Origin of the sequence: Hoeflea marina, assembly GCF_003182275.1 — a bacterium.
GTDB classification, from domain to species: Bacteria; Pseudomonadota; Alphaproteobacteria; order Rhizobiales; family Rhizobiaceae; genus Hoeflea; species Hoeflea marina.
The window spans coordinates 196,707-214,913 of the sequence record NZ_QGTR01000003.1 but is presented as its reverse complement, the minus strand read 5'-3'; the positions used below and the strand labels follow the sequence as shown (position 1 = coordinate 214,913).

14 protein-coding genes are annotated in these 18,207 nt (G+C 66.1%); 6 read left to right on the top strand and 8 right to left on the bottom strand.

What is annotated here, in order from left to right; translation table 11 throughout:
• Window positions 1–206: 206 nt before the first annotated feature.
• From DFR52_RS12235 to DFR52_RS12215, 5 genes are all read right to left on the bottom strand, one after another.
• The gene (locus DFR52_RS12235) at window positions 207–2,213 is read right to left on the bottom strand and encodes an acetyl-CoA carboxylase biotin carboxylase subunit (RefSeq protein ID WP_110032264.1); all 2,007 of its coding nucleotides are present in this window, start codon (window positions 2,211–2,213) and stop codon (window positions 207–209) included.
• 63 nt (window positions 2,214–2,276) lie between these two features.
• Entirely contained in the window at window positions 2,277–2,654 is a 378-nt protein-coding gene (locus tag DFR52_RS12230) for a hypothetical protein (protein WP_110032263.1), read from the bottom strand.
• A 67-nt stretch (window positions 2,655–2,721) separates the two neighbouring features.
• The gene (locus DFR52_RS12225) at window positions 2,722–3,000 is read right to left on the bottom strand and encodes a DUF2442 domain-containing protein (RefSeq protein ID WP_110032262.1); all 279 of its coding nucleotides are present in this window, start codon (window positions 2,998–3,000) and stop codon (window positions 2,722–2,724) included.
• Window positions 2,981–3,208 carry a DUF4160 domain-containing protein gene (locus DFR52_RS12220; protein WP_245415357.1) on the bottom strand — a complete coding sequence of 76 codons (228 nt, stop codon included), beginning with the start codon at window positions 3,206–3,208 and terminating at the stop codon, window positions 2,981–2,983. Before DFR52_RS12220 ends, DFR52_RS12225 begins: the two co-directional genes overlap by 20 nt.
• Window positions 3,209–3,226: 18 nt before the next feature.
• Window positions 3,227–4,759, bottom strand: coding sequence for an acyl-CoA carboxylase subunit beta (locus tag DFR52_RS12215; protein WP_110032260.1), 1,533 nt, complete (start codon window positions 4,757–4,759; stop codon window positions 3,227–3,229).
• A 171-nt stretch (window positions 4,760–4,930) separates the two neighbouring features.
• Between DFR52_RS12215 and DFR52_RS12210 the strand changes: the two genes are divergently transcribed.
• A complete protein-coding gene (locus tag DFR52_RS12210; protein ID WP_110032259.1) occupies window positions 4,931–6,349 on the top strand; it encodes a helix-turn-helix domain-containing protein in 1,419 nt (472 codons plus the stop codon).
• Here DFR52_RS12210 and DFR52_RS12205 read toward each other — a convergent pair.
• Window positions 6,334–7,215 (bottom strand): LysR family transcriptional regulator, encoded by an 882-nt coding sequence (locus DFR52_RS12205; protein WP_110032258.1) that lies wholly within the window; start codon window positions 7,213–7,215, stop codon window positions 6,334–6,336. The two genes, DFR52_RS12210 and DFR52_RS12205, sit on opposite strands and share 16 nt — an antisense overlap.
• 130 nt (window positions 7,216–7,345) lie before the next feature.
• Between DFR52_RS12205 and DFR52_RS12200 the strand changes: the two genes are divergently transcribed.
• The 5 genes from DFR52_RS12200 (at window position 7,346) to DFR52_RS12180 (ending at window position 15,550) form a co-directional block, all read left to right on the top strand.
• The gene (locus tag DFR52_RS12200; protein WP_110032257.1) at window positions 7,346–9,793 is read left to right on the top strand and encodes a GcvT family protein; all 2,448 of its coding nucleotides are present in this window, start codon (window positions 7,346–7,348) and stop codon (window positions 9,791–9,793) included.
• The gene (locus tag DFR52_RS12195) at window positions 9,790–10,857 is read left to right on the top strand and encodes an alcohol dehydrogenase family protein (RefSeq protein ID WP_110032256.1); all 1,068 of its coding nucleotides are present in this window, start codon (window positions 9,790–9,792) and stop codon (window positions 10,855–10,857) included. The genes DFR52_RS12200 and DFR52_RS12195 overlap by 4 nt, the downstream gene beginning before the upstream one ends.
• Window positions 10,854–13,307: a GcvT family protein gene (locus DFR52_RS12190; RefSeq protein ID WP_110032255.1), complete on the top strand. Its 2,454-nt coding sequence runs from the start codon at window positions 10,854–10,856 to the stop codon at window positions 13,305–13,307. Before DFR52_RS12195 ends, DFR52_RS12190 begins: the two co-directional genes overlap by 4 nt.
• A gap of 74 nt (window positions 13,308–13,381) precedes the next feature.
• On the top strand, window positions 13,382–14,611 hold the full coding sequence (locus DFR52_RS12185; protein ID WP_110032254.1) for an aromatic ring-hydroxylating oxygenase subunit alpha: 1,230 nt from the start codon (window positions 13,382–13,384) through the stop codon (window positions 14,609–14,611).
• Window positions 14,612–14,650: 39 nt separating this feature from the next.
• Window positions 14,651–15,550 carry an NAD(P)-dependent oxidoreductase gene (locus tag DFR52_RS12180; protein WP_110032253.1) on the top strand — a complete coding sequence of 300 codons (900 nt, stop codon included), beginning with the start codon at window positions 14,651–14,653 and terminating at the stop codon, window positions 15,548–15,550.
• 3 nt (window positions 15,551–15,553) lie between these two features.
• Here the strand turns inward: DFR52_RS12180 and DFR52_RS12175 are convergent, their stop codons facing one another.
• Complete coding sequence (locus DFR52_RS12175; RefSeq protein ID WP_245415322.1) at window positions 15,554–16,687, bottom strand: acetate/propionate family kinase; 1,134 nt, start codon at window positions 16,685–16,687, stop codon at window positions 15,554–15,556.
• A 28-nt stretch (window positions 16,688–16,715) separates the two neighbouring features.
• Window positions 16,716–18,059, bottom strand: a complete 1,344-nt coding sequence (gene aptA / locus DFR52_RS12170; RefSeq protein ID WP_110032251.1) for an omega-aminotransferase AptA — start codon at window positions 18,057–18,059, stop codon at window positions 16,716–16,718.
• Window positions 18,060–18,207: the final 148 nt, after the last annotated feature.

Here is an 18,207-nt window from a genome sequence, read left to right as displayed (position 1 = left end):
TTGCGAGCCGGTGCTATGGGAATAGACCCCTCCCCAACCCCTCCCCACAGGGGGGAGGGGCTTTTCCCACCGCCTTTGCAGCGAACAATCCTGAGCTTCCTGCGGGAGAGATGTTTTGGCTCGAGCGCTGAGGGTGCGGCCGGCACCAAGCCCCTCCCCCTTGTGGGGAGGGGTTGGGGAGGGGTCTTTCAGCGTGAGCAAACCGATCACTTCACGAACTCCATGATCACCTCGTCGACGGCCAGGCTGTCGCCGGCCTTGACCGGGATCCTGGCGATGACGCCGCGCTTTTCGGCCTTGAGCACGTTTTCCATCTTCATCGCCTCGATGACGGCGAGCGTCTGGCCTTCCTGCACCTCCTGGCCCTCCACGACGGCGATCGACACCACCAGTCCCGGCATCGGGCACAACAGCAGGCTAGACGTGTCGGCTGCGGCCTTTTCCGGCATCAGCCGGGCGAGTTCGGCGATGCGCGGCGAGAACACCTGCGCCTTGATGTCGATGCCGCGCTGCCTCAGCCGCCAGCCCGCGGCAGCGGGTTCCGCCTTGATCGCATGCCTGACGCCGTCGATGGTGAAGATGGCGATGCCGGCGCCGGGGAACCAGTCGCTGGTCACCGCCACTGCCTGGTGGCCGTTGATGCCCACCATGTAGCCCTCGTCGGCATCGTCGATATGGCCGTTGAGCTCGGCGCGGCCGAGCCGCACCACCTTGTCCTGATGCGCGCGCCGGGCCGCCTGGTGGAAGCGCGCCCCGGAAATGTCGGCGCTGCGCTTTCCGCGCATGTGCGACAACGTCAGCGCCGCGATCGAGAGCCGCTCGCGGGTTGCCTCGTCCGGCTCCACCGGGCCGAAGCCGTCCGGATATTCCTCGGCGATGAAGCCGGTCGACAGCCGTCCCTCGCGCCAGCGCGGATGCTGCATCAGCGCCGACAGGAACGGCAGGTTGTGGCCGATGCCTTCGACGACGAAGCGGTCGAGCGCGTCGGCCATGGCGTCGATTGCCGTCAGCCGGTCGGGCGCGTGGGTGCAGAGCTTGGCGATCATCGGGTCGTAGAACATCGAGATCTCCGAGCCCTCGGTGACCCCGGTGTCGTTGCGCAGCGTCACGCCGTCGACCGTGCCTTCCTCGGGCGGGCGGTAGCGCGTCAACCGGCCGATCGACGGAAGAAAGCCGCGATAGGGATCCTCGGCATAGAGCCGGCTTTCGATCGCCCAGCCGTCAAGCCTGACGTCATCCTGCCCGAACGCCAGCCTCTCGCCGGCGGCGATCCGGATCATCTGCTCGACCAGGTCGATGCCGGTGACGAGCTCGGTCACCGGGTGCTCGACCTGCAGCCGGGTGTTCATCTCGAGGAAGTAGAAATTGCGATTCTTGTCGACGATGAACTCCACCGTACCTGCCGATTCGTAGTCCACGGCTCTGGCCAGCGCCACCGACTGCTCGCCCATGGCCTTGCGCGTGGCGGCGTCGATGAAGGGCGAGGGCGCCTCCTCCACGACCTTCTGGTTGCGGCGCTGGATCGAGCATTCGCGTTCGCCGAGATAGAGCGTGGTGCCGTGGCTGTCGCCGAGCAGCTGGATCTCGATGTGGCGCGGCTCCTCGATGAACTTCTCGATGAAGATGCGGTCGTCGCCGAAGGAACTGGCGGCCTCCGATTTGGAGCGGTCGAAGCCCTCGCGCGCCTCGGCGTCGTTCCAGGCAATCCGCATGCCCTTGCCGCCGCCGCCCGCCGAGGCCTTGATCATCACCGGATAGCCGACGCCGCGCGAGATTTCGACCGCATGCGCGGCGTCGTCGATCAGGCCCATATGGCCGGGCACGGTGGAAACGCCGGCTTCGGCTGCGATCTTCTTCGAGGTGATCTTGTCGCCCATCGCCTCGATGGCCTTCACCTTGGGACCGATGAAGACGATGCCCTCGGCCTCCAGCGCCTCGCAGAAGCTTGCGCGCTCGGACAGAAATCCGTAGCCCGGATGCACTGCCTGGGCGCCGGTGGCCTTGCAGGCGGCGATGATCTTGTCCGGGATCAGATAGGACTGGCTGGCCGGCGACGGCCCGATATGCACCGCCTCGTCGGCCATCTCCACATGCACCGCGTTGCGGTCGGCGTCGGAATAGACGGCGACGGTGGCAATGCCCATCCTGCGCGCCGACTTGATGACCCGGCAGGCAATTTCGCCGCGGTTGGCAATGAGGATCTTGGAAAACATCGAAAGGGCATTCCTTGCGCAATGGGTGGCACTGTCAGGCGGCACGGCAGCTTCGGGCAGGCCTCAGACGTGCAGCACGTCCTTGAAGGCGTCGGGGAAATTCTGCCTCGCAGCCTGCTCGTTGATCTTCAGCAGCGAATCGTAGGAGGCCGGATCGAAGGGGGATTCCGCCGGGATCAGCTCGCGACCGAACAGCCAGTTGATGCGGCCGGCATCGAGATTGCCACGCTCGAACGGCTCGGCCCCGAATCGATGCCAGAGCGCGTGCAGGAAGGCCAGGTCCGCGAACTTTTCAGTCGGCGTCCGGTCGCCCATGCGCTGGCGCGCGAACAGCGGGCTGACGCCACGCGGATTGGCGCGCCGGATGGTGAACTGGAACCCGGTGCCGGGCAGCCCCGAAGGAATGCCGCGATGCTTGGTCATGTTGGGAAGATTGGCCATTAGATGCTGCCTTTGAGGTGCGAATGGGGTGGGTCTGCCGGGAGCGATCCCGGCCTTGGTGTCATTGTCATTCTGCGGCATCCGCCGGAGGGACCGCGCCCGCCGCCTTGCGGCCTTCGATCAGGCCGGTGACGCTGAGGTCCTCGTTGAGCGACGGCCAGTGGATGCCGAAAGGGGACAACTCGACCTTGCTCAACTCGTCGGGGGTGGCGGCGAGCAGCCGCGGATACCACCACAGCGGCGTGCTGATCACCACTCCGTCGCCGAGTGTGACATGCAGGTGCGTAACGTCGCATTTCACGCTCACAGGCTCCAGCCGCTCCAGGTCAATTTCCAAAGTGTTCATGCCATTTCTCCAGAAATGCTGTCCTGTTGTCTTGGGTCACTCGCACCAGTGAGGCTAGTTCCTGATCGGAACAGCGGCGGTTGCGGGCGACTTCCACAGTATGAAGCCATATCTTAGCTTCCTTCCTGTCCTTGCGTACATGGACATGCGGGGGTTCGGCATAGTCGAGGCAGTAGAACAGAAACTTCCAGCCCTTCCATTCCAACACCGTGGGCACTTGCTGTCCTCACAACGGAATGTTGTCGTGCTTGCGCAGCGGCTGGGCGACCTGCTTGGTCTTCAGCATCTCGAAGGCGCGGACGACGCGGCGGCGGGTGGAGTGCGGCTGGATCACCTCGTCGATGAAGCCGCGCTGGGCGGCCACGAACGGATTGGCGAAGCGATCCTCGTATTCCTTCGTCCGCGCGGCGATCTTCTCGGGATCGCCGAGTTCCGAGCGGTAGAGGATCTCGGTGGCGCCCTTTGCGCCCATCACGGCGATCTGCGCCGTCGGCCAGGCATAGTTGACGTCGGCGCGGATGTGTTTCGACGCCATCACATCGTACGCCCCGCCATAGGCCTTGCGGGTGATCACGGTGACCTTCGGCACGGTGGCCTCGGCATAGGCGAACAGGAGCTTGGCGCCGTGCTTGATGATGCCGCCATATTCCTGGCTGGTGCCCGGCAGGAAGCCCGGCACGTCGACCAGCGTCAGGATCGGAATGTTGAAGGCATCGCAGAAGCGGACGAAGCGCGCAGCTTTCTTGGCCGAATCGATGTCGAGGCAGCCAGCCAGCACCATCGGCTGGTTGGCGACGACGCCGACCGTGGCGCCGTTGAGCCGGATGAAGCCGCAGAGAATGTTCCTGGCGTGATCCTTCTGGATCTCGAAGAAATCGCCCTCGTCGGCGACCTTGGCGATCACCTCGTGCATGTCGTAGGGCTTGTTGGCATTGTCGGGAATGATGGTGTCGAGCGACATTTCCAGCCGGTCGGGCGCGTCGGCGGTGGGGATCACCGGCGGCTTGTCGCGGCTCGACAGCGGTAGGAAATCGACCATGCGGCGCACCTCGATCAGCGCCTCGATGTCGTTGTCGTAGGCGCCGTCGGCGACCGACGACTTCTTGGTGTGTGTCGATGCCCCGCCCAGTTCCTCGGCGGTGACGATCTCGTTGGTCACCGTCTTGACCACGTCCGGGCCGGTCACGAACATGTAGCTCGTGTCCCTGACCATGTAGATGAAGTCGGTCATCGCTGGCGAATAGACCGCGCCGCCGGCGCAGGGTCCCATGATCACCGAGATCTGCGGGATGACGCCAGAGGCCTGGACATTGCGCCAGAACACCTCGGCGTAGCCGCCGAGCGAGGCCACGCCCTCCTGGATGCGGGCGCCGCCGGAATCATTGAGCCCGATCAGCGGCGCGCCGTTCTGCACGGCGAGATCCATCACCTTGCAGATCTTCTCGGCATGGGTCTCCGACAGCGAGCCGCCGAAGACGGTGAAATCCTGGCTGAACACATAGACCGGACGGCCGTTGATCGTGCCCCAGCCGGTGATCACCCCGTCGCCGGGGAACACCGTCTCCTGCATGCCGAAATCGGTGCAGCGGTGGGTCTTGTACATGTCGTATTCTTCGAACGAGCCTTCGTCGAGCAGCACTTCCAGCCGCTCGCGCGCCGTCAGCTTGCCCTTCGCATGCTGGGCGTCAATGCGCTTCTGCCCGCCGCCAAGCCGCGCCTCGGCGCGACGGTCTTCCAGCTGTTCGATGATGGTCCGCATGCCTGTCCCCGCTTCCGCCGCGCCGCACCGGCCCGGGGTCACGCGGGCTCGGCTCTGGCCAATCCGATCACCCTAGCGCGTCGAGCCGCTTCGCAACAGGGTTGAAAAAGTGGACATGTTGATTTAGCAAATGTTGCATCGTTGAAATTGCAAACTTGCGAAGTTGACACGATGCGCTCACGCAAACTCTTCATCGGCGGCAAGATCCGCGCCATCCGCACCGCCGAGGCCCTGACCCAGGCAGGGTTCGCGGGCAAGCTCGGCATTTCGACGAGCTATCTCAACCAGATCGAGAACAACCAGCGCCATGTCACAGCCTCCGTGCTGATGGCGCTGGCCGAGACCTTCGCCATCGACATCGCCAGCCTCTCGGACCAGGATTCCGACCGCCTGCTCGCCGATGTCACCGAGGCGCTGGCCGATCCGCTGGTGGGCGCGGCGCAGCCATCGGCCGCCGACATCAAGCTGGTGACCCAGAACGCGCCATCCTTTGCCCGCGCCTTCCTCGCCATGCACCAGTCGATGCGGCGGGCCGGCGAGCAATTGGCCGAACTCGACGAGACCATAGAGCGCACCGGCGCGCTCAACGAGCCGACGCCCTACGAGGAGGTGCGCGACTTCTTCCACTATGTCGACAACTACATTCACGATCTCGACCTCGCCGGCGAGGCGCTGAGTGTGCAACTCGCCAAGGGGCGCGGCAGCTCGGTGCGCGGACTCGCCGACCACATCGAGCGCAGGCACCGGGTCCGCGTCGCCATCGGCCCGGACACCACCGGCGAGGGCGGGCTGCGCCGCTTCGATCCGGTGAGCCGCGTGCTCTGGCTCAACCCGCGCTCGTCCCCCTCGACCCAGGCCTTCCAGATTGCCCACCAGGTGGCCCTGATCGAGCACGAGGAAACGATGGCCCGGATCATGGCCGCCGCCGGCTTCCGCTCCGCCGACGCTGCCGCCATCTGCCGCATCGGGCTTGCCAATTACTTCGCCGGCGCCGCCATCCTGCCCTATGGCGCCTTTGCCGCAGGCGCCCGCGAGCTCCGCCACGACCTGGCGCTCATGGCCGATCGCTTCGGCACGTCTATCGAGCAGGTGGCGCATCGGCTCTCGACCTTGCAGCGACCCGGACAGAAGGGGGTGCCGTTCTTCTTTGCCCGCGTCGACCAGGCCGGCAACATCACCAAGCGGCATTCGGCCACCAAGCTGCAGTTCGCCCGTTTCGGCTCGGCCTGCCCGTTGTGGAACGCCCACCGCGCCTTCGAGACCCCCAACCGCATCATCCGCCAGCAGGCCGAGACGCCGGACGGCATCCGCTATCTCTGCCTTGCCATGGCGGTGACCAAGCCCGGCGGCGGCTGGCACGATCCGGTGCAGCACTATTCGCTGGCGCTCGGCTGCGAGATAGCCCACGCCCCCGACATCGTCTATGCCGATGACCTCGACATGGGCCGGGCCGAGGCCTTCGAGCCGATCGGCATCTCCTGCCGCATCTGCGAGCGTCCGGCCTGCCACCAGCGCGCCGTGCCGCCCTTGAAGCGCCGGCTGAGGATCGATCCCAACAACCGCAGGACCATCCCCTACGCGCTTGACTGAGCCTGTGCTGGCGCCGGGGGCGGAGCGAAATCCCGCCGCACGATCGACAGCAGCTTGCGGTGCACGTGCGAATGCCGGTTGCGGACATGGACGGCGAAATAGGCCGGCTGCAGGATCGGCTCGACGCCGTTCACCGCACGGCAGATGCCGCGATCAATCAGGTCCCGGGCTGCATGGTCGTGCACGAAGGCGGAGCCGCCGAGATGGGTGAGCAGTTCGCACACCGAGACGGTGTGCCCGGCCGTCACCGGGGCCGAGGCAAGCTCCGGCAGCATCTGCCGGTGCGCCTTGCCGAAGGCGGGGGAGAAATTGGTCATGATCGTCCGCTCGGGCCGCAGCTCCGCCACGGTAAAGGCCTCGGTCGAAACCATGACATAGCGCATCTCGCCGATGCTCTCGTAGTGGATGTCGGGAATGTGGCGCGGCGAGAACAGCACCGCCATGTCGAGTTCGCCGATCAGGATGTCGGAACTCATCTGCGTCGAGTAGTCGAGTTCGACATAGAAGGACGCGTCGGGGATCGCCTGCCGGAACTCCGCCACCCAGCGGCTGAGATGGGTCGTGGCAAGCTCGTTCTGCAGCCCGATCCTGAGCGCGCGGGCATGGTCGCCGGCGTTGCGCACGTCGCGCCGCGCCTCGTTCCACTCATGCCGCATCAGCCTGGCGTGGTCGGCGAAGCGCTGGCCGGCGGCCGTCGCCTGGGTGCCGGCGCGGCTGCGGGTGAACAGCTTGCGTCCGAGCGCCGTTTCCAGCGACTGCACCCGCGCCGACACCGTCGACTGCGTCACTCCCAGCCGCTCGGCGGTGCGGTTGAAGCTCGCCGTCTCCATCAGGTCGAGGAAGGTTTCGAGAAGTTCGATTTGCATGGCGCCGGCTCCGGTTGATTTCAATCTAATCGGTTTTGGCGATTAATAAACCAGTTCTGCGTCGATTGATGATTTGCCGGATCCGGGATGATACTCGCGCCGACCGAGACAGGCAGGATGGAGACCGGGTTTGAGCGATTTTCCGACACAGGCGCGCGTGGTGATCATCGGTGGCGGCGTCGTCGGCGTCTCTGCGCTCTATCACCTGGCGCTGGCCGGCTGGACCGATTGCGTTCTGCTCGAAAAGAACGAGCTCACAGCCGGCTCCACCTGGCACGCCGCCGGCAACGTGCCGACCTTCTCGTCCTCCTGGTCGATCATGAACATGCAGCGCTATTCGGCGCAGCTCTATCGGGATCTCGCCGCCCGCGTCGACTACCCGATGAACTACCATGTCACCGGTTCGGTGCGGCTCGGCCACTCCAAGGAGCGGCTGCAGGAGTTCAAGCGCGTTGTGGGCATGGGCCGCTACCAGGGTCTCGACCTCGACATTCTCTCGCCCGACGATCTCAAGAGCCGCTATCCGTTCGCCGAGACCCATGACCTGACCGGCGCCCTCTATGATCCCTATGACGGCGATATCGATCCGGCGCAGTTGACCCAGGCGCTGGCCAAGGGCGCGCGCGATCTTGGGGCCCGCATCCTGCGCTTCTGCCCCGCCACCGGCGCCCGTCGCGACAACGGCGAATGGGTGATCTCGACGCCCAAGGGCGAGATCCGCTGCGAATATGTCGTCAACGCCGCCGGCTACTATGCGCGCGAAGTGGGCAAGTGGTTCGGCCGCGACATGCCGATGATGGTCATGAGCCATCAATACATGCTGTTTGACGAGATCCCCGAGGTGGCAGCCCACAGCGCCGAGACCAGGGGCAAGCTGCCGCTGCTGCGCGATGTCGACTCTTCCTATTATCTGCGCCAGGAAAAGAACGGCTTCAATCTCGGGCCCTACGAGCGCAACTGCCGCGCCCATTGGGCCACGCCTGACGATCCGATGCCGGAGGACTTTTCGTTCCAGCTCTTTCCCGACGATCTCGACCGGCTCGAATGGTACATCAACGACGCCGTCGCCCGGGTGCCGATTTTGGGCACCGCCGGCCTGACCAAGGTGATCAACGGCCCCATTCCCTACACGCCCGATGGCAATCCGCTGATCGGCCCGATGCCCGGCGTCCCCAATGCGTTTGAGGCCTGCGTGTTCACCTTCGGCATCTGCCAGGGCGGCGGCGCCGGAAAGGTGCTCGCCGAGTGGGTGACGAAGGGCCAGACCGAATGGGACATGTGGTCCTGCGACCCGCGCCGCTTCACCGCATTCTGTGACCGGGACTATTGCGTCGACAAGGGCATGGAGGTCTACGGCCACGAATACGACATGCACTTCCCGCACCATGCCTGGCCCGCCGGCCGCGACAGGAAACTCTCGCCGGTGCACGACCGCATCAAGGCGCTCGGCGCTGAGTTCGGCGCCTACAACGGCTGGGAGCGGGCCAACTGGTATGCCCGTCCGGGCGACGATTTGAGCGAAGAGGCGACCCGCACCTGGGCGCGGGAAGGCGCCTGGTTCGGGGCGGTGCGCGAGGAATGCCTGGCGGTGCGCGACGCCGCCGGCATTCTCGACCTGCCCGGCTTCTCGCGCTACCGGCTGCAGGGCGAAGGCGCCCGCGCCTGGCTCGCAACCATGACCACCGGCGCGGTGCCGAAGCCCGGCCGCATCGGGCTTGGCTATTTCGCCGACGAGCAGGGCCGCATCGTCACCGAGATGTCGATCATGGCGCTCGACGAGGACTTCTTCTTCCTCGTCACCGCCGCCACCGCGCAATGGCATGATTTCGAGTGGCTGCAGAAGCACATGCCCGAGGCCGCCGCCTTCACTCTCGCCGACGTCACGGAAGCCTTCGCCTGCCAGATCCTCTCCGGGCCGAAATCGCGCGCCATTCTGGCCGAGGTCTGCGACGGCGACCTGCAGAAGGGCTGGCTCACGCACCAGAGCGTCCAGATCGCCGGCCGCTGGTGCCAGATCGTCCGCGTGTCCTTTGCCGGCGAACTGGGCTGGGAGATCCACACCAAGACCGACGACACCGCCGCCATCTTCGATGCGGTGATGGCTGCCGGCCAGCCGCACGGGCTCAGGCCCTTCGGCATGTTCGCGCTCAACTCGCTGCGGTTGGAAAAGGGCTACCGCGCCTGGAAGGGCGACCTGTCGACCGACTACACCGTGCTGCAGGGCGGGCTCGAGCGCTTCGTCAAGTGGGACAAGCCGGACTTCATCGGCCGCGCCGCGCTTCAGGCGGAAAAGCAGGCAGGCGTCTCCAAGCGCTTCGTCACCCTGGTGATCGACGCCGGCGAGAACGACGCGCCCTATATGTCGACCATCTGGCACGATGGCCAGGTGGTGGGCGAGACCACGTCGGGCGGCTGGGGCCACCGCATCGAAAAATCCATCGCGCTCGGCATGCTGCGCTCCGACCTCACCGAGCCCGGCACGACGGTCGAAGTGGAGATCTTCGGCAAGCGCTTCGCCGCCACCGTCCAGCCCGACCAGCCTCTCTGGGATCCGGCCAATGAAAGGCTGCGGGCATGAGTCTGCCACGACTTATGAGCGCGGTTGTCCTGACGGCCCATGGCGGCCCCGAGGTGCTGCATTGGCGCGACGACGTGCCGGTTCCGCTGCCGCGGGATGGCGAGGTTCTGGTCGAGGTGCTGGCGGCGGGCGTCAACAACACCGACATCAACACCCGGCTCGGCTGGTATGCCAAAACCGCCACCGGCGGCACTGAAGAAGGCGATGTTCACGACGAGGGCGGTTTCGCCGGCGCGCTCGAATTCCCGCGCATCCAGGGCGCCGAATTCTGCGGCCGTATCGTCGCAATCGGCTCCGGGGTGACCGGTTGGTCGCTCGGCCGGCGCGTCATCTGTCCCACCAACCAGCCGGAGCCGACAGACACGGCCCCGACTGCCTATGTGGCGCTGGGCTCGGACTACGATGGTGCCTTCGCCTGGTATTGCCGCGTGCCGGCCCGCCACCTCTATGACGTCACCGAGTCGCCGCTGTCCGATGTCGAGATCGCTGCATTGCCCTGCGCTTTCGGAACCGCCGAGAACCTGTTGAGCCGGTCGGATGTCAGGCAGGGAGACCGGGTGCTGGTGACCGGCGCGTCCGGCGGCGTCGGGCTTGCGGCCGTGCAGCTTGCAAAGTTGCGCGGCGCCCTTGTCACCGGCCAGTGCGCCGCGCCCAAGGCGGAAGCGGTGCGCGCGGCGGGCGCCGGCATCATCCTCGACCGGGGCGCGACGCCGGAACCGCACAGTGCGGATGTCGTCATCGACGTGGTTGGCGGCGCGAAATGGGGAACGCTGATCGGCGCGTTGCGACCGGCCGGGCGTTACGCGGTCTCCGGCGCCATTGCCGGTCCCATTGTCGAGGCGGATCTCCGGATGCTCTATCTCAACGATCTGACCCTGTTCGGCTGCACCTTCCAGCCGCCCGAGGTCTTCCAGCGCCTCGTCCGGCTGATCAATCAGGGCCTGGTGAGGCCGCTGGTTTCTGCGATCTATCCGCTGCGCGACATCGCGCGGGCGCAGGTCGACTTTCTCTCCAAGCAGCATCCGGGCAAACTTGTGCTTGTCCCGGCGGAGCCCCGCGCATGAGCAAGCCAATCCCCTCCAAGGCCCGCGCCGTCATCATTGGCGGCGGTGTTTCCGGCTGCTCGGTCGCCTATCACCTGGCCAGGCTCGGCTGGACCGATGTGGTGCTGCTTGAGCGCAAGCAATTGACCTGCGGCACCACCTGGCACGCCGCCGGCCTGATCGGCCAGTTGCGCGGCTCGCAGAACATGACGCGGCTGGCCAAATATTCGCGCGACCTCTATGTCCGGCTCGAAGAAGAGACCGGCATCGGCACGGGCATGAAGCAGAACGGCTCCATCACCGTGGCGCTGACCGAGGAACGCAAGCAGGAGATCTACCGCCAGGCCTCGCTCGCCCGCGCCTTCGACATCGACGTGCGCGAGATCTCGCCCGAGGAGGCGGGGCAGATGTATCCGCATCTCAATGTTTCCGACGTCAGGGCGGCAGTGCATCTGCCGCTCGACGGCCAGTGCGATCCGGCCAACATCGCCATGGCGCTGGCCAAGGGCGCCCGCCAGCACGGCGCCAGCATCATCGAGGGCGTCAAGGTGATCGAGGTGCTGTCGGCCAACGGCCGCGTCACCGGCGTGGTTTGTGAGCAGGGCGGCGAGCAGTACACCATCGAGACCGAACACGTGGTCAACGCCGCCGGTTTGTGGGGCAGGGATCTGGCGGCGAAATCCGGCGTCACCGTGCCGCTGCATGCCTGCGAGCATTTCTACATCGTCACCGAACCGGTGCCCGGTCTGTCGCAATTGCCGGTGCTGCGCGTGCCCGACGAGCAGGCCTACTACAAGGAGGACGCCGGCAAGATCCTGCTCGGCGCATTCGAGCTCAAGGCCAAGGCCTGGCCGCCGCTGGGGACCAGCGTCCGCGAGGATTTCTGCTTCGATCAGCTGCCCGAGGACTTCGACCATTTCGCGCCGATCCTGGAGATGGCGGTCAACCGCATGCCGATGCTCGAGACGGTCGGCATCCACACCTTCTTCAACGGGCCGGAGAGCTTCACCCCCGACGACCGCTATTATCTCGGCGAGGCGCCGGAGATGAAGGGCTACTGGGTTGCCGCCGGATACAACTCCATCGGCATCGTCTCGTCGGGCGGCGCCGGCATGGCGCTGGCTCAGTGGATGAACGACGGCGAGCCGCCCTTCGACCTCTGGGAAGTGGACATCCGCCGCGCCCAGCCGTTCCAGAGGAACCGCGCCTATCTGCGCGAACGCGTCACCGAGACGCTGGGCCTGCTCTATGCCGATCACTTTCCCTATCGCCAGATGGCGACCGCGCGCGGCGTTCGCCGCTCGCCCATCCACGAGCATCTGAAAGCCCGTGGCGCCGTCTTCGGCGAGGTGGCGGGCTGGGAGCGGGCCAACTGGTTCGCCGGCGAAGGACAGGCTCGTGAGTATGAATACAGCTGGAACCGGCAGAACTGGTTTTTGAACCAGCGCGACGAACACATGGCTGTCAGGACCGGAGCCGGCCTGTTCGACATGACCTCCTTCGGCAAGATCCGGGTCGAGGGCCGCGACGCGCTCGCCTTCCTGCAGCGGCTCTGCGCCAATGAGATGAATGTCGAGCCGGGGCGCATCGTCTACACCCAGATGCTCAACAGCCGCGGCGGAATCGAATCCGATCTCACCGTCACGCGGCTGTCGGAGACCGCCTTCCTGCTGGTCGTGCCTGGCGCCACGTTGCAGCGCGATCTGGTGTGGCTGCGCAAGCACCTTGCCGACGAGTTCGTCGTCGTCACCGACATTACCGCGGCTGAAAGCGTGCTCTGCGTCATGGGACCGAAATCGCGGGAACTGATCTCGCGGATCAGCCCGAACGATTTGTCCAACGCGGCCCATCCCTTCGGCTGCGCGCGCGAGATCGAGATCGGCATGGGGCTCGCCCGCGCCCACCGCGTCACCTATGTCGGCGAACTCGGCTGGGAGCTCTATGTCTCGACCGACCAGACCGCCCATGTCTTCGAGGCGCTGGAGGAAGCCGGCGCCGATATCGGCCTCAAGCTCTGCGGGCTGCACACGCTCGATTCCTGCCGCATCGAAAAGGCCTTCCGCCATTTCGGTCACGACATCACCGACGAGGACCATGTGCTCGAGGCGGGCCTGGGCTTTGCGGTGAAGACCGGCAAGGGCGAGTTCATCGGCCGCGAAGCGGTGCTGCGCAGGCAGGAAGCGGGGCTCGCGCGCCGGCTGGTCCAGTTCCGGCTCGTCGATCCCGAGCCGCTGCTCTTTCACAACGAGGCCCTCGTGCGCGATGGCCGCATCGTCGGCACGGTGACCTCGGGCAATTACGGCCATTTCCTGGGAGGCGCCATCGGGCTCGGCTACGTGCCCTGCCTGGGCGAGAGCGCCGCGGACATGCTGCAATCCGTCTACGAGATCGAGGTCGCCGGCACCCGCCACGCGGCCATCGCCGCGCTCAAGCCGATGTATGATCCGACCGCCGAGCGGGTGCGCGCCTGAGCGCATTCGCCGAGACATGCTGAAATGACCTTGCCGGTTGGGGTTCACCGGCGCCGATCCTGCGGGAGTAGGACATGCTGCAACCCGACAACACCAACATCCCCCCGGATGCCGACGCAATCGACCGTCTGGTCGCCGGCCACCGCCCCGGCCACGGCCTCGTCCGTGACTTCTACCATGATCCCGCCATCTACCAACGCGACATGGAGCGGCTGTTCCGCCGCCATTGGCACTGCATCGCCCATGAGAGCGTGATTCCGAACCTCAACGATTTCGAGGTCTTCCGCATCGATACCGAGCAGGTGATCGTCACCCGCCTGTCGGACGGCACCGTGCATGCCATGCTCAATGTCTGCCGGCATCGCGGCGCCGAGGTCTGCACCAAGCCCAAGGGCAACGCCCGCGCCTTCGTCTGTCCGTATCATGCATGGGCCTACGGCAACGACGGCAGCCTCAAGGCTGCCCGGCTGATGCCGAAGGAATTCCGCCGCGAAGACCATGGTCTGAAGAAGCTGCATGTCCGCGTCGTCGAGGGACTGATCTTCATCTGTTTTGCCGACGAACCGCTGCAGTTCGACGAGGTCGAGCGGCTGCTGCGCGCAACCTGCGGCCAGTATGGCTGGGCCAGCGCCAAGGTCGCCCACCGCCGGTCCTATCCGGTCGACGCCAACTGGAAACTGGCCGTCGAGAACTATGTCGAATGCTACCATTGCGGCCCCGCGCATCCGGAATATTCCCAGACCCACGCGCTGGAAAAGCCGCTGCACCTCATCGAGGCGCTCAACATCGCCATGGAGGCGCGCACCTGCGCGCTCGGCATCGAGGTGGGATCCGGCAACCATTGGCAGACCTCGCGCGAGGGCGCCGAGGCGATCCATGCCTTCCGCTATGCGCTCTATGAAGGTGTGCAGAGCGGCAGCGAGGATGGCAGCCCGGTCGCGCCGCTGATGGGCCGCTTTACCGACTTCGATGGCGGTGTCACCTCGATCCATCTCGGCGGCACCACATTCCTCGTCTGCTATCCCGACCACGGCATGATCTACCGCTTCATCCCGATCTCGCCCGAGCGTTGCGAGATGGAGCTGATCTGGCTGGTTGATGGCAAGGCGGAGGAGGGCACGGACTACGATCTCGCCAAGCTCACCTGGCTGTGGACCGTGACCACGCAAGAGGACAAGACCATCATCGAGCACACGGCCCGCGGCGTCAAATCGCATTACTTCGTCCCCGGTCCGATCGCGCCGATGGAGCAGAACGAGCTGCGTTACATCGAATGGTATCTCGACGAGATCAGCCGGCCCTGACCGGCCGGCGCATCAACCGACACAACTGGGGTGACACATATGCGCTACGGCTATATCGGGCTGGGCAATCTCGGCGGCCACCTGGCGGCAAGCCTGCTGCGCGAGGGCTTCGAGGTCACGGTCTTCGACCGTGACGCGAGCCTCGCGGACCGCCATGCGGCGATCGGCGGCCGGGTGGCGGCGAGCGCACGGGAGCTGGCGGCGGAATGCGACGCCATCCTCACCTGCCTGCCGTCGCCGGTGGTGTCGGAGGCGGTGCTCGATGACATCCTGCCGGTGATGCGGCCCGGCGCCAGCTGGATCGAGATGTCGACGCTCGGCCGTGACGACATCGTGCGGCTGGCGGCCAAGGCCGAGGCCCGCGGCGTCAAGGCGATGGAGGCGCCGGTGACCGGCGGCGTGCATCTCGCCGGCCAGGGCAAGATCACCGTGCTTGCCGGAGGCGATCCGGACCTGTTCGAACTCCACCGCCCGGCCTTCGAGGCGATGGGCGGCAAGATCTTCCACATGGGCCCGCTCGGCTCGGCGGCGGTGATCAAGGTGATCACCAACATGCTGGCTTTCATTCACCTGGTGGCCGACGGCGAGGCCTTGATGCTCGCCAGGCGCGGCGGCCTCGATCTCGGCAAGGCCTGGGAGGCGATCGCTGCCAGCTCCGGCTCCAGCTTCGTCCACGAAACCGAGGGCCAGCTGATCCTCAACGGCAGCTACGACATCGCCTTCTCGATGGACCTGGCGCTCAAGGATCTGGGCTTTGCTCTGAGTTTCGGCCGCGAATTCGGCGTGCCGATGGACCTGGCGGCGCTGACGGCGCAGACCTTCCTGCGCGGCAAGGCGGCCTATGGCGGGGCGGCTCAATCGACCCAGATCGTCAAGCTCCTTGAGGATCAGCTCGGCACCGATCTGCGCGCGCCGGGTTTTCCGTCGCGGCTCGAATAGGGGTCAGCCGGTGGCGAGCAGGTCGCGCACCGCCGCGGCGATCACCGTCTCCTCGTCGGCATTGACCACATGCACAGAGCGGGGGCTGTGCTTCGAGCTGATCGTGCCGGCGTTGGCCTGATTGGCATCCTCGTCGATCTGGAAGCCGAGCCAGCCCAGCGACTGCAAAGTCGCCCGGCGAACGGCCGCCGAGTTCTCGCCGATGCCGCCCGAGAAGATAAGCCCGTCGCAGCCACCGATCGCGGTCATCGCCGCGCCGATTTCCTGCACCAGCCGGTCGACGAACATGGCGATGGCGAAGGCCGCGTCCTCGCTGTCGCTTCCGGCCAGCGTGCGCATGTCGGCGGAAAGGCCGGACACGCCCTTGAGGCCGGCGCCCTGGTTGAGCAATCTGCCGACCGCGGCGAGGTCGCCGCCGTGGCGCTCGACGAGCCACAGCACCGCGCCGGGGTCGAGCCGGCCCGGCCGCTGGCCCATCATCAGCCCGTCGAGCGGCGTGAAGCCCATCGAGGTGTAGAGGCTCCGGCCGTCGACCATGCCGGCGAGGCTGCAGCCATTGCCGAGATGGCAGGCGATGACGCGGCCGGCCGCCAGATTGAGATCGGCTAGCCGGCTGGCGATGTGCTGGTAGGACAGGCCGTGGAAGCCGTAGCGCAGCAGGCCTTCCCGCGCGAAGCTGCGCGGCAGCGGCATTTCCTGGCGCAGTGCCGGAACGCTGCGGTGGAAGGCGGTGTCGAAACAGGCGACCTGCGCCACGCCCGGCACGGCATCGGCGACGGCGTCGATGCCGGCGAGATTGTGCGGCTGGTGTGCCGGGGCCAGCGGCGCCAGCGCGGCAATTCCCTCGCGCAGCTCGGGCGTGATCCGCGCCGGCCGATCGAAATCGCGGCCGCCGTGCACCACCCGGTGGCCGACGCCGGCAGGTCTGCCGGCGCGCGGCAGGATCACCTCGCCCATCAGGTGCTGCAGGATCGCGGCATGGGTCGGCTCCACGCCGGACAGCGGCACGGCCGCGCCGCCGTCGAGCCGCAGTGCCGGCTCTCCGCCCGTGCCGATCCCCTCCGCCAGCCCGGTGACCCGGCGCTGCAGATCCTCGCCGAACACCGCGAACTTGATCGAGGACGATCCGCAGTTCACAGCCAGCAGGGAGAGGCTTTCAGCCAGCTTACTGATCCTTCAGCGTGCGGCGGAGCGCGTCGACGATCTCGTCGACATGACCTCGCTCGGCGACGAAGGACGGCGCGACGATGGCCGAATCCCCTGTCCATTTCACATGGCAGCCGTTCCAGAACAGGCTCTTCTGCAACTCGTTGCCGCGTGCGCCCGGCTTGCCTTCCAGCGGGAACACCTCGACGCCGGCCATCAGGCCGATGCCGCGGATGTCGCGCACGATCGGCAGGTCCTTGAGCGACCAGATCGCATCAAGAAAATAGTCCGACAGCTCGGCCGCCTTTTCGAACAGGCCCTCTCGCTCGTAGATGTCGAGCGTGGCGATGCCCGCCGCGCAGGCTGCCGGGTGGCCGGAATAGGTGTAGCCGTGGAAGAACTCGATGGCGTTCTCGGGGGCGGCACCGGTGATGGTCTCGTAGACATGGTCGGTGGCCGCCACTGCTCCCATGGGTATCGCACCGTTGGTCAGCGCCTTGGCCATGGTCATGATGTCGGGCTGGACGCCGAACTTCTGCGACGCGAACGGCGCGCCGAGGCGGCCGAAGCCGGTGATGACCTCGTCGAACACCAGCAGGATGCCGTTGTCGTCGCAGATCTTGCGCAGCCGTTCGAGATAGCCCTTCGGCGGGACCAGGGTGCCGGTCGATCCGGCCACCGGTTCGACGAAGACGGCGCCGATGGTCGAACCGCCATAGGTCTGGACCATGCGCAAAAGGTCGTCGGCGAGCTCGGCGCCGTGCTCGGGCTGGCCGCGCTCGAACAGATGCGCCTCGTCCCAGGTGTGGCGCATCATGACGATGTTGGGCATCACGACGGGGAAGGTCTCGCGGTTGCGCACCATGCCGGCGAGCGACACGCCGCCGATGTTGACTCCGTGATAGGCGCGCTCGCGCGAGACGAAGCGCAGCCGCTGGCCCTGGCCGCGGGCGCGGTGATAGGCCATCACCATCTTCAGGGCGGTGTCGATGGATTCGGAGCCGGAATTGACGAAGAAGACATGGTTGAACGGGTCGGGCAAGAGTTGCGCCAGCCGGTCGGCGAACTCGAAGGATTTCGATTGCCCGAGCTGGAAGGGCGATGTGTAGTCGTTCTCCAGCATCTGCGCATGGACCGCATCGGCGATTTCCCTGCGGCCGTGACCGGCGGCGACATTGAACAGGCCGGAAGAACCGTCGATCAGCTTGTCGCCATTCTGGTTCCACAGATACATGCCCTCGCTTTTCCGAACCATCCGCGGGGAAGCCTTGAATTCCCGGTTGGAGCTGAAAGGCATCCAGTGGGCCTCGAGCGCGTCGTTGCTCAACGGTGCGCCACCACTTGGCTTGTTGGTCACGTTCATGTCGGCTCTCCCGGTCTGATCCGGTCAAATCCAATTTGCACCGGCGCTAAGAATTGGCTGGGAATCAACACCGAAATGGGGCCAACTAGTAGTGCCAGATTGTCTGCACCAGCGAGCCAACACTCACGACCGGAGGAATCACCTGCTT